The organism is Streptomyces drozdowiczii (assembly GCF_026167665.1).
GTDB lineage: Bacteria > Actinomycetota > Actinomycetes > Streptomycetales > Streptomycetaceae > Streptomyces > Streptomyces drozdowiczii_A.
Window position 1 is genome coordinate 7,146,421 of the sequence record NZ_CP098740.1, and the last position, 13,265, is coordinate 7,159,685.

Consider the following 13,265-nt stretch of genomic DNA (forward strand, 5'->3'; position numbering starts at 1 on the left):
GTCGAGCGAGACTCGAACGGGCGTGCCCGGGTGCGATGGATCAGCGGATGCGCATCCGCGCCATCATGCCCATCGCGGAGTGGTCGAGCAGGTGGCAGTGGTAGACGTAGGTGCCCCGGTACGAGTCGAAGGTGGCCTGGAGTTTGACGGTCTCGCCGGGCAGCAGGCACACGGTGTCCTTGAGGCCCGCCTCGGCGCCGGTCGGCGACTTCCCGTTGCGCTCCAGGACGCGGAACTGCACCAGGTGCATGTGGAAGTTGTGCGGCACGTCGGTGTTGGTGTTGGTGACGGTCCAGACCTCGCTGGCGCCGTACGGGATGTCGGTGTCGATGCGCGCGGGATCGTAGACGCGGCCGTTGATGGTGCCCTGCGGTTCACCGCCGACGACGGCGACGTTCAGGTCGAAGGAGCGCCGCCCGGTCACCGGCGGCAGCGGCGGCAGTGTACGCAGTACGGACGGCACCCGGCTCGGGTCGGGCGCCTTGCGCACCACGTCGAAGCGCATGACCTTGCCCGTCCGGTCCGGGTCGCCGGGGCCGAGGGTGTTCTCCAGGACGAGCCGCGTGCCGACCGGGTAGCGGGAGAAGTCGATGACGACGTCCGCGCGCTCGGCCGGTGACAGGAGCAGCGCGTCGGTGGTGAAGGGGCGCGGCAGCAGGCCGCCGTCGGAGCCGATCTGGGTGAAGGGCGAGCCGTCGGCCAGGCGCAGCGCGAAGAACCGCAGGTTGGAGGAGTTCAGCAACCGGAAGCGGTACTTGCGGGCGGCGACCTGGAGGTACGGGTACGGCTTGCCGTTCGCGAGGATCGTGGAGCGGCCCGCCGCGTCGTCCAGGATGTACAGCAGCTGCCCGTCGTCGTCGAAGTGGGCGTCGCGCAGCGCCACGGTGACGTCGTAGCGCCCGGCCGGCAGCGGCAGCGCCTCCTCCACGTCGTCGGTGAGCAGATAGCTGCCCGACAGGCCCCGGTAGCAGTTCTCGGACTCCGAGTGGTGGGCGTGGTCGTGGTACCAGAGCGAGGCGTGCGGCTGCTGGTTCGGGTACGTGTAGGTGCGGCTCGTCCCGGAGGCGAAGGTGTTCATCGGGTCGCCGTCGCTGGTGACGGGCACCGAGGCGCCGTGGAGGTGCACCGAGGTGTCCACGCCCAGCTGGTTGTGCTGGCGCATCACCACGGGGCGCCCGGAGCGGGCCCGGACGATGCCGCCGGGGAAGTGCCCGTCGTAGGTGAGGACGTCGGTGCTCAGGCCCGGCAGGATCTCGGCGCCGGTCCGGCGCATGGTGATGTCGTAGACGTCGGCGCCGCCGCGCGTCGCGCCGGGGGTCAGCACCGGCAGCAGGGGCAGCGGCACCTGGAACGGCTGGACGGCGGGGCCCACGGGCACGGCCGCCCCGCCGGTCGCGGCGGCGTCCTCGCGCGGGGCGGCGCCCGCCGTCATCAGCGGGGTGAAGGCCGCGCCGGTGAACAGCCCGGCGCCGGTGACGCTCAGGGCGGTCATCAGAGTGCGTCTGGTCACCATCACGGAACTCCTGCTGCTGGATTCGGCGGACGCGCCGAATCAAGCAAGGACGGCTCGCACGCATCTCGGACGCTGCTAGGGCGGGCGCCCGGAAGGCCGATACATGGCGAATGACCCGTTTTCGCGCTTGAGAACGGGTCCAGGCCGCAGCCAGATCCGCCAGGGAACCGGTTGCGGTCGGCTTGCGCTCCGCTCCGTATACCTGAGCCGTCCGCTGCCCCCCACCGAAAGGCCGAGCGTGGATCTTCGTTACTGGCTGCCGCGTGCCGTAGACGTGGCCGAACACTGGGGAGAGCGCTTCGGCCCGTACCGGGAGCATCCCTCGCACCTGGTCGGGGACGAGGAGTTCGCATCCGCGTTCGCCGCGTTCTCCAAGCGGCTGGACGACAACTATCCGTTCTTCCATCCGCGCTACGCGGGGCAGATGGTCAAGCCGCCCCATCCGGCGGCGGTCGTCGGGTACGTCACGGCGATGCTGTTCAACCCGAACAACCACGCCGCCGAGGGCGGCCCGGCCACCACCGAGATGGAACGCGAGTGCGTGGACCTGCTCGCCGGCATGTTCGGCTTCCGGGGTTCGCACCTGGGCCATCTGACGACGAGCGGGACCATGGCGAACCTGGAGGCGCTGTACGTGGCGCGCCAGACGCATCCCGGACGCGGCATCGCGTACAGCGCCGAGTGCCACTACACGCACGCCCGCATGTGCGGGGTGCTCGGCATCGAGGGCCACCGGGTGCCCGCCGACGGCCTGGGCCGCATCGATCTGGACGCCCTGGAGAAGCTGCTCGCGGCCGGCCGGGTCGGCACGGTGGTGGTGACCACGGGGACGACGGGGCTGGGGGCGGTCGACCCGGTGCACGAGGTGGTGCCGCTGGCCCGGCGGTACGGCGTACGGGTCCATGTGGACGCCGCCTACGGCGGGTTCTACGCGCTCCTCGGGCGCTCGGACCGGCCCGAGGGCATCGACGTACGCCCGTGGCGGGCCATCGCGGACTGCGACTCGGTCGTCGTGGACCCGCACAAGCACGGCCTCCAGCCCTACGGGTGCGGGGCGGTGCTGTTCAACGACGACGCCGCCCGCAACCACCTGGCGCACGACTCGCCGTACACCTACTTCACCGAGGCCGCACTGCACCTGGGCGAGATCAGCCTGGAGTGCTCGCGGGCCGGGGCGGCGGCCGCCGCGCTCTGGCTGACGCTGCAACTGCTGCCGCTGACCCGGGACGGCTTCGGCGAGGTCCTGGCCGGCAGCCGCCGCGCGGCCGTCGGATGGGCGGAGCGCATCGAGGCGTCCGAGGAGCTGGAGACGTACCAGGCACCGCAGCTGGACATCGTCAGCTACTTCCCCGCGACCCGGCCGCTGACGCTGTCCGCCGTCGACGCCGCGTCCGGCCGGCTGCTCACGGACGGCATGCACGCGGAGCGGGACCCCGTGTTCCTGAGCGTGCTGCGGACCGACGCGGCGGACTTCGCCCGGCGCCGGCCCGACGTGGCGGCCGACGCCGACACGGCCCGGGTGATGCGCAGCGTCCTGATCAAACCCGAAGCCGAACTGCACCTCGACCAGCTGCACACCCGGGTGGAGCAGCTGGCGGCGACCGGGCGCGTCCGACCGCCGCGCCCGGCACACCCCTCATCGAACGGGAGGAGAACTTCGTGACCCACCTGTCCACGTTCCCGCCGCCCTCGCCGACCGCACCCCGGCCGGTTCTGCGGCGCGCCCGACGGGCCGAAGCCGGCGCCCTCGCGGCGCTGCTGGCGGACGCGTTCCACGACGACCCGCTCACCCGCTGGATCACCCCGGACCCGGAACGCAGGGCGCGGGTGCTGCCCGGTCTGTTCGGGGTGTTCCTCGACATGTCGTTCGCGTACGACGCGGTGACCTGCACCCCGGACCTGGACGCCGTGCTGCTGTGGACGCCGCCGGACGCCCAGGCCGAGCTGGAGGCGCGGGGCGAGGAGTTCGCCGGGCGCTTCGAGGACGTCCTCGGTGTCCGCGAGGCCGCCTCGCTGGCGCTGATCGCCGAGCTCCAGGCGTCCCGGCACCCGGTCGCTCCGCACTACTACGCGTCGTTCGGCGCGGTGCGCGGCGGTGCGCGCGGCCGGGGGCTGCTCGGCGCGCTCGTCGCCGAGGTGCTGCGGGAGGCCGACGCGGCGGGCTGCGGGGCGTACGCGGAGGCCAGCTCGCCCGGCGGCGAGGCGTCGGCGCGCGGCCAGGGCTTCGTCCGGCTGGGCGAGGACATCGTGCTGCCGGACGGCGGGCCACGCCTCCGGCCGATGTGGCGGGAGCCGCGATGAGGGGCGACAGCCGGCTCCAGATCTACACGCCGGGTCAGGTGGACCGGGGCCTCGTCCCGGCCGGACAGCTCGGGCCGCTGCGCGAGGTGCTGGAGTGGAGCCGGACCTTCCTGGTGTCGAGCCATCCCGAGCTGGGCCGAAGCGGTCCCGTCTGCCCGTACACCCAGCCGTCGCTGCGCGCCGGCCGGTTCCTGCTCGCCGTGCCGGCGCAGAGCACCCCGGCCGCGCTGCCGGGTGCCGTGGAGGCGCTGCGTACCTGGTACGAACGGCTGGCGGCGGAGCTGGCGGAGGACGAGCGGGAACTCCTCACCGTACTGATGGTGCTTCCGGAGCTCGACCACGCGGACCCGGCGGACCTGGACCTGTTGCAGGCGGACGCGAAGGACGACTTCGTGGCCCAGGGGCTGATGATCGGCCAGTTCCATCCGCTGTGCGCCGAACCGGGGCTGTGGAACGAGGACTTCGCGCCGCTGCGCTCACCCGTGCCGCTGCTCGCGGTGCGCCGGCTGCTGGTGTTCGACCTGCCGTTCCTGGTCGGCGCCGACCGGCACATCGACCACTATCTGCGCCGGTTCGCCCCGGACATCCCGGCGCGGGTGCGCGACCAGCTGGTCAACCGCGTCGTGTCCTGAGGACGTGACACGCGAAGGGGGCTCCGTGGCCGCGGAGCCCCCTTCGCGCGGTGCGGACACTCACGACGGATGGAGGGCCGACCGCACGGTCTGCCGACTGCTCTCCAGCGTACGCAGCCACTCGCCGGGGTCGCCGCTGCGCAGCAGGGCGGTGCCGACGAGGAGGCCCTTGTAGCCGGCGTCCAGCAGCCGGGCCGCCGTCTGCGGGCTGTCGATGGCGCTGGCGCTCACCGGGCAGGGGGTGCCGCTCGCGATCAGGGCGGGCAGCAGCTCGAAGCTGCGGTCCAGGTCGCCCCGGTCGCGTTCCCGGGTCTTGATGTCCTTGTTGTTGACGGCGATGACGCACTCGTCGGCGTGCGGCACGGACGCGATCTCGGCCTCGGTGGTGGCCTCGACGAACGGGGTCAGGCCCGCACTGAGCGCCGCGATGGTGAGCCCGCGCAGCGCGGAGGCGGAGAGCAGTCCCGCGGTGAGCAGGACGGCCGACGCGCCCAGCTCCCGGGCGGTCTCCAGCTGGTCCTTGCGGGTGATGAAGTCCTTCTGGAGCAGCGGGAGTTCGGTCAGCCGGGCGACATCGCGGAGCAGTTCGCGGGTGCCGCCGAACCAGCGTCCCGTGACGACCGAGATGCAGGGTGCCCCGGCTTTCTCGTACGCGGTGACGATCTCTGCGGGGGTGTGTCCCGAGATGAGGTCGAAGCCGAACGCGTCGCGCCGCTTGACCTCCATCACCAGGGGCTGCGGGGCCGACAGCAGGGACTCGATGAAGGGAAGGCTCATGGCTGCTCCGTAGGCCGTGTGGTCGGGGTGTCCGTGGCGGAAGGAGTGCGGGGGGTGGGGTGGCCCGGCCCGGCGTCCCAGGCGTGGGCCAGTGCGGCCACCTCGGGTGCGCCGAAGCGGCCGTCGCCGCCGCGGGCCGCGGTGTCGACGTCGATGCCGCGCAGCCGGGGGTGGCGCAGGACCCGTTCGTACGCGGACCGGTTGGTCCGGTCGAGTCCGCCGGCGAGCCAGAACGGCAGGGTGAACCGTTCGGCCAGGCGGAGGACGGTCTCCTCGTCCAGACGCTGCCCCGTGGAGCCGACGCGGCCGTCGGCGGTGGTGGCGTCGATGAGGAAGAGGTCGGTGCCGGCCCGCTCGTACGCCCCGATCAGGGGGCGTTCCGGGCAGGTGCCGTCCGCGACGTGCAGCACCTTGACGATGACGGCGTCGGGCAGTGCCGTGCGCAGGGCGCGGACGGTGGCGGGCGGCTGGTAGGCGTGGAGCTGGACGGTGCGGATGCCGGTGCGGCGCAGGACGCCGGCCACCGCGTCCGGGTCACCGAGGAAGGTGACCAGGACGGGGTGCAGGGTGGCGGTGGCACGGACGGCCGCCGCGAGGGCGGCCACCTCGTGCTCGGGCAGGTCCGCGGGGCCGCCGGGGACGCCGTGCCAGAGGCCGACGAGTCCGGCGCCGGCGCCGGCCAGCACCTCGATGTCGCGGGTGCTGGTGGCGCCGCAGACCTTGAGGGTGCGCGGTGGGGACAGGGTGGTCATCGGCCCAGGCCCAGCTTGGACGCGATGCGGTTGTACTGGATCTCGTTGCTGCCCGAGTAGATCGTGCCGCCCACGGCGTTGCGGACGTCGATCTCCAGTCCGTACTCGCTCATGTAGCCGTGGCCGCCGAAGACCTGGACGGCGGTGAGCGAGCCGGCGAGGTTGGCTTCGCTGGTGATCAGCTTGGCGATGGCCAGGTCCTCGGTGACGTCCTCGCCCTCCTCAAGGCGTTCGGCGGTGTCGTAGAGCCACTTCCTGGCCGACTCCAGGCCGATCTTGGCGTCCACGATCTTGTTGGCGATGGACTGGTAGGAGCCGATCGTCTTACCGAACGAGCGGCGGGTGCGGGCGTACTCGACGCAGCGGTCGAACCGGTGCTGCATCTCCCCCACGTTCACGATGAACGAGAGGAGGATCTCCCGCTTCATCACGTAGTCGAGGACGATGAAGCCGCCGCCCACTCGGCCGAGGACCCGGTCGCGCGGGATGCGGCAGTCGTCGAAGTACAGCTCGCTGAGCGGGGAGGTGCGCAGGCCCATCTTCTTGACGGGCCTGCCGACGGTCAGGCCCGGGGTGTTCCGGTCCACGAGGAACGCGGTCACGCCGAGGGCGCCGCCGTCGGGGTGGGTGCGGGCGTACACGACGAACACGTCGGCGACGGGGCCGTTGCTGACGAAGCACTTGCTTCCGTTCAGCACGAAGTCGTCGCCGTCGCGTTCCGCGCGCGTGGCCATGGCCATCGCGTCGCTCCCGGACTCCGACTCGGTGATCGCGTGGGCGCCGATCGCCTCGCCGGAGCTGATCCGGGGAAGGTACTCCGCCTGCTGCGCGGGCGTGCCGAAGCGCATGAGGGGGACGCCCGTGCTGGCGAGCGTGGTGGTGACGCAGAAGTTCAGACCCGCGTCACGGCAGTGCTCGCCGAGCCCTTCCAGGACGTACATGGTGGTGAGGAGGGACTGGCCCAGGCCGCCGTGCTCCTCGGCGAAGGGCAGGGCGAGGATGCCGGCCCGGCGCACCAGTTTCCACTTCTCCCAGGAGAACTCCGCTCGTTCGTCCTGGGCGATGTGGTCGGCGCTGAGTGCCTCGCCCCACCGGGCCAGGCCGGCCCGGAGGTCGGCCTGGTCGGTGTTCCAGCGGATCACTGGGACCCCTTTCAGAGGTGCGGGTGCCGTGCGGATCAGTAGGCGGAGGAGGTGTGCGCGTCGAGGCTGTGCACCTCGTCGCCCTGGAGCGCCGGGGTGAAGACGCAGACGAGTCTCAGGTCCTCGTGCGGGGAGGCGACGAGGTAGTGCGCGTCGTGCTGGTCGAGGGAGTACAGCCGGCCCGGCGTGATGGGGTGCACGGTGCCGTCGAGCTCGACCACCTCGCCGGAGCCCTCGATGCAGTAGCAGGACTCCAGGTGGTTGCGGTACTCCAGGCGGGACTTGGTGCCGGCTCGCACCGTGGTGTCGGTGATCGAGTAGCCGACGCCGTCGGACTCGGTGAGGAAACGACGGCTGAGCCCGTTGCCCCAGTCGACGCTCTTGACGGTCTCCAGGTCACGGATGATCATGGTCAACTCCTTGTTCGGATAGGGGTATTGGCCGTACTTGTCTCGTCCGGTCCGGGCTGGAGCGACCGGACGAAGTCGCGCAGTGCCGTGGTGACGGAACCCTCCTCGTCGAGGGCCTGCTCCACGCGCGCCACGCCCGCGGAACCGACGATCGCTGCGTCGGCCCCGCTCGCGGCGACCGCCGCGACGTGGCTGCGCGTACTGACCCCGAAGCCGACGGCGATCGGGGAGTTCGTGTGGGCCCGCAGCCCGGCGACGACCGGGGCGAGCGCGGCGTGCCCGGCGGGCGGCGCGGTGCCGCTGCGGCCGTAGTGCGCCACCAGATAGACGTACGCGGAGGACTCGCGGGCGGCCCGGGCCCGGGTCTCCTCCGGGCTGGTCGGGTAGCAGGTGGTGACGACGGCGGTGCCGGCCGCCTCGGTGGCCTCGCGGTAGGCGTCCCGCAGCCGGGGCGGCAGGCCGTGCACCAGGAGGCCGTCGGCGCCGGACGCGGTGATGTCCTTGACGGCAGCGCCCAGGTCCCGGTGCTTGAGGGAGTGGCTCCAGTCGGCGAGCAGCGCGATCCGCAGCCGCCGCAGCCCCGGCCGGACGCGGGCGACGAAGCCGAGGACGTCGTCCAGGCCGGTGCCCCGGTCCAGGGCGCGCCGGGCGGAGCGGCGTACGACCGGCCCGTCGGTGAAGGAGTCCGGGAAGGGCACCGCCAGTTCGAGGCAGTCGACGCCCTCCTCGTCGAGCATGTGGACGACGTCGGCCAGCTCGTCCAGCGGCGGGTCGCCCGCGTTGAGGAACAGCGTGAGCCCGGGTCGGCCGGGTCCGCTCCCGGTGAAGAAGTCAGCCATGGCGGACCGCCCCCGCCGTCGCCGCGGTCCGCCGGGAGCGCAGCCGCTCGACCAGGGCCGCGGCGGCCCCGCTGGTGACGGCGTCGTCCGTGGCGTCGAGCGCGTCGCGCCAGGTGGTGTGGTGGCCGGCCGCGAGGGCGAGGGCGGCGGCGTTGAGGCGGACGGTGTGGGTGGCCGCCGGATGGGCGCGCCCGGCGAGCACGGCCAGGAAGTGGTCGACGGCCGCGTCCTTGGGCGCGGGGGCCAGCGCCTCGAAGCCGCCGTCCGCCGGGATCAGCGCGCCGGGCTCCAGGACCTGGTCCTCGCCCCGCGCGATGTGCACGGTGTTGCGGGCGAAGCCGAGGAGTTCGTCGGCGCCCCGGTCGTTGCTGGTCAGCCACACCGTACGGCCGGTGACCGTGGCGGCGAGGCGGCGCAGGTCGTCCAGGGGCATGGTGTGCGAGACCCCGGTGACCTGGGCGGTGACCGGCAGGTCGGCGAGGAGGGGGCCGAGCGCGTTGAGGAAGCGCCCGAACGGCTTCATGCTCACCGGTGCGATCAGGCGGGCGAGCCGGGCGAGTTCGACCGGGTAGACGAACGGCCCGGTGAAGGCGATCCCGTCCCGCTCCAGGTGCTCCTCGGTCTGCTCGTACGAGGAGGTGAGGCGTACCCCGAGGCGTTCGAGGAGGTCCACGGAGCCGAGGCTTGAGGTGTAGGCCCGGGAGCCGGACTTGACGACGCGCACACCGGCGGCGGCCGCGACGAAGGCCGCCGCGGTGGAGACATTGAAGGTGGCGGGCCCGCCTCCGGTGCCCACGACGTTGACCGTCGCGGGCCAGGCGGGCCCGGGGCGCGCGGGGCGCCGTTCCAGGAGGGTGCCGTGCAGGGCGGCCAGCGTCGGGGGGTCGGGGAGCCGGGTGGTCAGCGAGGCCAGCAGGGCGACGGCCTGCTCCCGGGGGAGCGTGCCGTCGCCGAGCCGGTCCCACAGAGACCGCCAGGTCTCGTGCTCGGCCACCGTGCGCCGCGCCAGCAGGCCGGTGAGCGCGTCGTGCATGGCTAGCCGTTCACCTCCTGGCGGGCGCCGGCGACGAAGGTGTCGATGGCGGTGACGCTGCGGAAGTTGTTGGGGTCGAGGTCCGTGTCGTCCACGGCGAGGCCGAAGCGGTCCTCCACCCAGGCGATCAGCTTGAGCAGGCCGAGCGAGTCGATGGCTCCGCTCGACAGGAGGTCCTGGTCGTCGGCGAGTTCGTCCTGCGTGAGGTCCGGCAGGAACTCCTCGATCAGGAACTGCTTGATGGTGGCCGTGTTGCTCATGACGTCCTTCCTTCTACGGTGGTCAGCCGGCGGGAGTGGTCCGGTGCCGGGGACGGTCCGCGCAGCCGGTCGAGCGCGGTGCGGTCGACCTTTCCGGTGGCGGTCTTGGGCAGCGGTTCATCGGTGATCCGCAGAACACCGGGAACGGCGGCCCGTGGCAGGGCGCGGGCGCAGTGTTCCTTCAGGAGCAGGCTGTTGAGCCCGCTGCCGGGTGCGCGCCGCACCCCGGCGACGAGCCGTTTGCCGGTGAGCGGGTCGGGCTGCGCGGCGACCCCGGCCTCCAGGACGGCGGGGTGGCTGAGCAGCACCTGCTCGATCTCGGCGGTGTTGACGGCGACGCCGCGCACCTTGACCTGGAAGTCGCTGCGTCCGGTCAGATACAGCAGCCCGTCGGCGTCGCGCCGTACGAGGTCGCCGGTGCGGAACCAGGTGCCGTCGTCGTGGCCGAGCGGGTGGCCGGTGAACCGGTCCCGGCTGCGGGCCGGGTCGAGGTAGCCGGCGGTCTGGAAGGGCGTCCTGACGTGCAGCTCGCCGGCGCCGGGCCCGGTGACCTCCTGGCCGTCGGCGTCCAGGACGAGGACGGAGACCCCGGGGAGCGGGGTGCCGATGGGCAGCGGGCCGAAGACGGTGGCCGTGGTGTCGACGTCGTACGTGAAGCTGTCGTTGGTCTCCGTGCAGCCGTAGATGTTGGTGAGGCGGGCGGCGGGCAGGACGTCGCGCAGCTCGGCCAGGGTGCGTTCGGGCAGGACGTCGCCGGTGAAGGCGGCCCGGCGCACCGACGGCAGCAGCACACCGGCCCGGCGGGCGGCGTCCAGCACGAGCCGGTAGAACATCGGCACGGCCTGGACGATCTCGACGTCGTGCCGGAGCAGCAGGTCGAGCAGATGGCGTCCGTCGACGGCCTTGTCCGGGTCCACGAGGACGACCCGGCCGCCGTGCGCGAGGGTCGTCCACACGTCGAGGAAGCACAGGTCGAAGTTGAGCGGCGCGTAGTTGAGGACGGTGGTGCCCGGCGCGACGGCGAAGGCCGGCCCGGCCCAGGCCACGAACCGGTCCACGGCCCCCTCGTCCAGCGGGACGGTCTTGGGCAGCCCGGTGGAGCCGGACGTGGTGAGCATGAAGGCGGTACGGGGAGGCACCGGGTACGCCGCCGACCGGGCCGGGACCGGCACACTCCTCGGTTCACCGCCCGGGGCCAGTACGTGCCGGCAGCCGGCCTGCGCGAACAGCTGGGTCAGCAGTTGCTCGCCGAGGTGCGGGGAGGGCAGCAGGAACGGGCGGTGGGCGAGCAGGCAGCCGAGGACGAGCGCGAGGGCGTCGGGCGACTTCTCGGCGAGGATGCCGACGGGTTCGCCGGCCGGCAGCCCGAGCAGGGCCAGGCGCTCGCGTTCGCGGCCGGCGCTCTCGTACAGCTCGCGGTAGCTGGTCTCCTCGCCGTGCCAGACGAGGGCGGGCGCGTCGGGGCGCTCGCGGACCTGGGTGAGGAAGCCGGGGAGCAGTCCGGCGGCGCCGCCCCGGCCGGTCATGGCCGCCGTCCCGCCAGCCGGGCCCAGCCGCTCTTCACGGCGATGCCCGACGGGGTGCGGCAGGTGAAGCGGACCAGGGTGCGGTCGGCGTCCGGGGCCAGTTCGATCCGGAGCGGCACGTCCGGGACCACCGGGGCGGAGAACCGCCCGCTGACGGCGAGGACGCGGGTGGCGTCGCCGTCCGCGTACCGGTCGGCGATCTCCTCGACGGCGAGGGCGAGCACGCTCATCCCGTGCGCGATGACGCTGGGGAAGCCGGCGTCCTTGGCGGCCCGGTCGTCCAGGTGGATCGGGTTGAGGTCGCCGGAGGCGTGCGCGTAGCCGCGGATCCAGGCGGGGGTGAGCCGGTGCTCGGCGACGGCCGGCTCACCGGCTCCGCCGGAGGGTGCGGGCGCGGCCGGTGACGGGATCCCGCCGAAGGGCTCGATGGCGGCGGCGCCCATCAGCAGGGCGCTGGTGAGGAGTTCGGCGCGCGGGGTGCCGTCGGCTGCGGTGAGGCGGGCCCGGACGGCGACGCGGGTGCCCCTCGGTTCGCGGCGGGCGCCGACCACGTCGAGGGCGACGGTGATCTGCTCGCCGGGCAGCAGCGGCTGCTCGATCAGGATGTCCTGGCCGAGGTGGACGACGGAGACGGGCTCGGGCTCGGCCGCCGCCAGGTCGCGTACGGTCGCGTCGGCGAGGGTGTGCGCGAGGACGAAGGCGTGCACCGGGGAGGCGCCGGGTGCCTCGGCCGCGGGCAGGTCCGCGCGGACGGCGGCCCGGAAGGCGGCCACCTCGTCGGCGGTGAGGGTGCGGATCGCGGTGCGGGGCCGGGCGGTGGTGGTCGTCATACCGGCGCCACCACCATGCTCGCGTTGTGGCCGCCGAAGCCGAAGGAGTTCGACAGCGCGGGCCCCAGGGCGACGGGCCGTGGACTGGTGTGCACCACGTCGATCTCCATTCCTGGCTCCAGGTGTTCGTGGTTGGCGGTGGGCGGCACCTCTCGGGCGCGCATGGCCTGGACGGCGGCGATGATCTCGACGGCGCCGGCCGCTCCGATGAGGTGGCCGATGACGCCCTTGGAGGCGGTGACCGGCGGCCCGTCGGAGCCGAAGACCTTGGCGAGGGCCGTGGCCTCGGCGCGGTCGTTGTGCGGGGTCGAGGTGCCGTGCGCGTTGATGTGCGTGATCTCGTCGGGGGCGAGCCCGGCGGCGGTGAGCGCGCCGGTCATCGCGGAGACCGCGCCTGCCCCGTCGGCCAGCGGCATCGACAGGTGGTAGGCGTCCGAGGTGGCCGCGTACCCGGCGATCCGGGCGTAGGTGCGGGCGCCCCGGGCCAGCGCGTCGTCCAGGCGTTCCAGGACGACGAAGCCGGCCCCCTCCCCCATGACGAACCCGTCGCGGTCCCGGTCGAACGGGCGGGAGGCGCGCGCCGGGTCCTCGTTGCGCCCGGAGACCGCGTTCAGGTTGCCGAAGGCGGCGAGGGTGACCGGGGTCAGGGTGGACTCGCAGCCGCCCGCGATCGCCACGTCGGCCCGGCCCGACTCCAGGAGCGCGGTGGCGTGCCCGATGGCGTCGACGCCGCTGGCGCAGGTGGTCGCGATGGTGGTCGCGGGACCGGTCCAGCCCAGGCGCATGGCGATCTGGGCGGCCGCCGCGTTCGGCATGGTGAGCAGCGGCATCAGCGGGTTGACCCGGTGCGGGCCCACCTCGCTGTAGTGCGCGGACTCGCGGTCACTGGTGGCGCGGCCGCCCACCGCGTTGCCGACGACGATCGCGGTGCGCCCGGGCTCGGGCACCGGGGCGCCTGCGTCGCGGTGCGCGGCGAGCGCGGCCGTGGTGCCGTACAGCGCGAAGGGGTCCATGCGCCGGGCGTCCTTGGCGGACACGAGGGCGTCGGGGCCCTGGGTGTCGAGTCCGCTGACCCGGCAGCCGATCCGGACCCGGTGGCGGGAGAGGTCCAGGTGGTCGAGCGGGGCTGCGGTGGAACGGCCGGCGCGGAGCGCGGCCCACAGGGCCTCGGGGGTGCACCCCGCCGGGGTGACCACACCGATCCCGGTGATCACCACCGGGGTGCGGTGGGAGGCTGCGGCTGTCATCTT

The 13,265-nt window shown here is 73.3% G+C and carries 14 protein-coding genes; 3 read left to right on the forward strand and 11 right to left on the reverse strand.

Features of this window, described 5'->3' with window-relative positions; translation table 11 throughout:
• Positions 1-40 precede the first annotated feature (40 nt).
• Complete coding sequence (locus NEH16_RS32275) at positions 41-1,513, reverse strand: multicopper oxidase family protein (RefSeq protein ID WP_073969533.1); 1,473 nt, start codon at positions 1,511-1,513, stop codon at positions 41-43.
• 238 nt (positions 1,514-1,751) lie between these two features.
• Between NEH16_RS32275 and NEH16_RS32280 the strand changes: the two genes are divergently transcribed.
• From NEH16_RS32280 to NEH16_RS32290, 3 genes are read left to right on the forward strand one after another with little or no spacing between them, the layout of a single operon-like run.
• Complete coding sequence (locus NEH16_RS32280; protein ID WP_265546686.1) at positions 1,752-3,176, forward strand: pyridoxal phosphate-dependent decarboxylase family protein; 1,425 nt, start codon at positions 1,752-1,754, stop codon at positions 3,174-3,176.
• A complete protein-coding gene (locus tag NEH16_RS32285; protein WP_265546689.1) occupies positions 3,173-3,814 on the forward strand; it encodes a hypothetical protein in 642 nt (213 codons plus the stop codon). Before NEH16_RS32280 ends, NEH16_RS32285 begins: the two co-directional genes overlap by 4 nt.
• Positions 3,811-4,446, forward strand: a complete 636-nt coding sequence (locus NEH16_RS32290) for a DUF6875 domain-containing protein (protein WP_265546691.1) — start codon at positions 3,811-3,813, stop codon at positions 4,444-4,446. Before NEH16_RS32285 ends, NEH16_RS32290 begins: the two co-directional genes overlap by 4 nt.
• 60 nt (positions 4,447-4,506) lie before the next feature.
• On the opposite strand, the gene NEH16_RS32295 is transcribed toward NEH16_RS32290, so the two are convergent.
• From NEH16_RS32295 to NEH16_RS32340, 10 genes are read right to left on the reverse strand one after another with little or no spacing between them, the layout of a single operon-like run.
• Positions 4,507-5,223 carry an indole-3-glycerol-phosphate synthase gene (locus tag NEH16_RS32295; protein ID WP_073969537.1) on the reverse strand — a complete coding sequence of 239 codons (717 nt, stop codon included), beginning with the start codon at positions 5,221-5,223 and terminating at the stop codon, positions 4,507-4,509.
• Entirely contained in the window at positions 5,220-5,975 is a 756-nt protein-coding gene (locus NEH16_RS32300; protein ID WP_265546692.1) for an N-(5'-phosphoribosyl)anthranilate isomerase, read from the reverse strand. Before NEH16_RS32300 ends, NEH16_RS32295 begins: the two co-directional genes overlap by 4 nt.
• Positions 5,972-7,117 carry an acyl-CoA dehydrogenase family protein gene (locus NEH16_RS32305; protein WP_265546693.1) on the reverse strand — a complete coding sequence of 382 codons (1,146 nt, stop codon included), beginning with the start codon at positions 7,115-7,117 and terminating at the stop codon, positions 5,972-5,974. Before NEH16_RS32305 ends, NEH16_RS32300 begins: the two co-directional genes overlap by 4 nt.
• 35 nt (positions 7,118-7,152) lie before the next feature.
• Entirely contained in the window at positions 7,153-7,527 is a 375-nt protein-coding gene (locus NEH16_RS32310; protein WP_073969540.1) for an ectoine synthase, read from the reverse strand.
• A gap of 2 nt (positions 7,528-7,529) precedes the next feature.
• A complete protein-coding gene (trpA, locus tag NEH16_RS32315; protein ID WP_265546696.1) occupies positions 7,530-8,366 on the reverse strand; it encodes a tryptophan synthase subunit alpha in 837 nt (278 codons plus the stop codon).
• Positions 8,359-9,399: a hypothetical protein gene (locus NEH16_RS32320; protein WP_073969542.1), complete on the reverse strand. Its 1,041-nt coding sequence runs from the start codon at positions 9,397-9,399 to the stop codon at positions 8,359-8,361. Before NEH16_RS32320 ends, trpA begins: the two co-directional genes overlap by 8 nt.
• Positions 9,400-9,401: 2 nt before the next feature.
• Positions 9,402-9,659 (reverse strand): acyl carrier protein, encoded by a 258-nt coding sequence (locus tag NEH16_RS32325; RefSeq protein WP_265546697.1) that lies wholly within the window; start codon positions 9,657-9,659, stop codon positions 9,402-9,404.
• Positions 9,656-11,185: an AMP-binding protein gene (locus NEH16_RS32330; protein WP_265546698.1), complete on the reverse strand. Its 1,530-nt coding sequence runs from the start codon at positions 11,183-11,185 to the stop codon at positions 9,656-9,658. The genes NEH16_RS32325 and NEH16_RS32330 overlap by 4 nt, the downstream gene beginning before the upstream one ends.
• Positions 11,182-12,015, reverse strand: a complete 834-nt coding sequence (locus NEH16_RS32335; protein ID WP_276103120.1) for a MaoC family dehydratase — start codon at positions 12,013-12,015, stop codon at positions 11,182-11,184. The genes NEH16_RS32330 and NEH16_RS32335 overlap by 4 nt, the downstream gene beginning before the upstream one ends.
• Complete coding sequence (locus NEH16_RS32340) at positions 12,012-13,262, reverse strand: beta-ketoacyl-[acyl-carrier-protein] synthase family protein (RefSeq protein WP_265546700.1); 1,251 nt, start codon at positions 13,260-13,262, stop codon at positions 12,012-12,014. Before NEH16_RS32340 ends, NEH16_RS32335 begins: the two co-directional genes overlap by 4 nt.
• Positions 13,263-13,265: the final 3 nt, after the last annotated feature.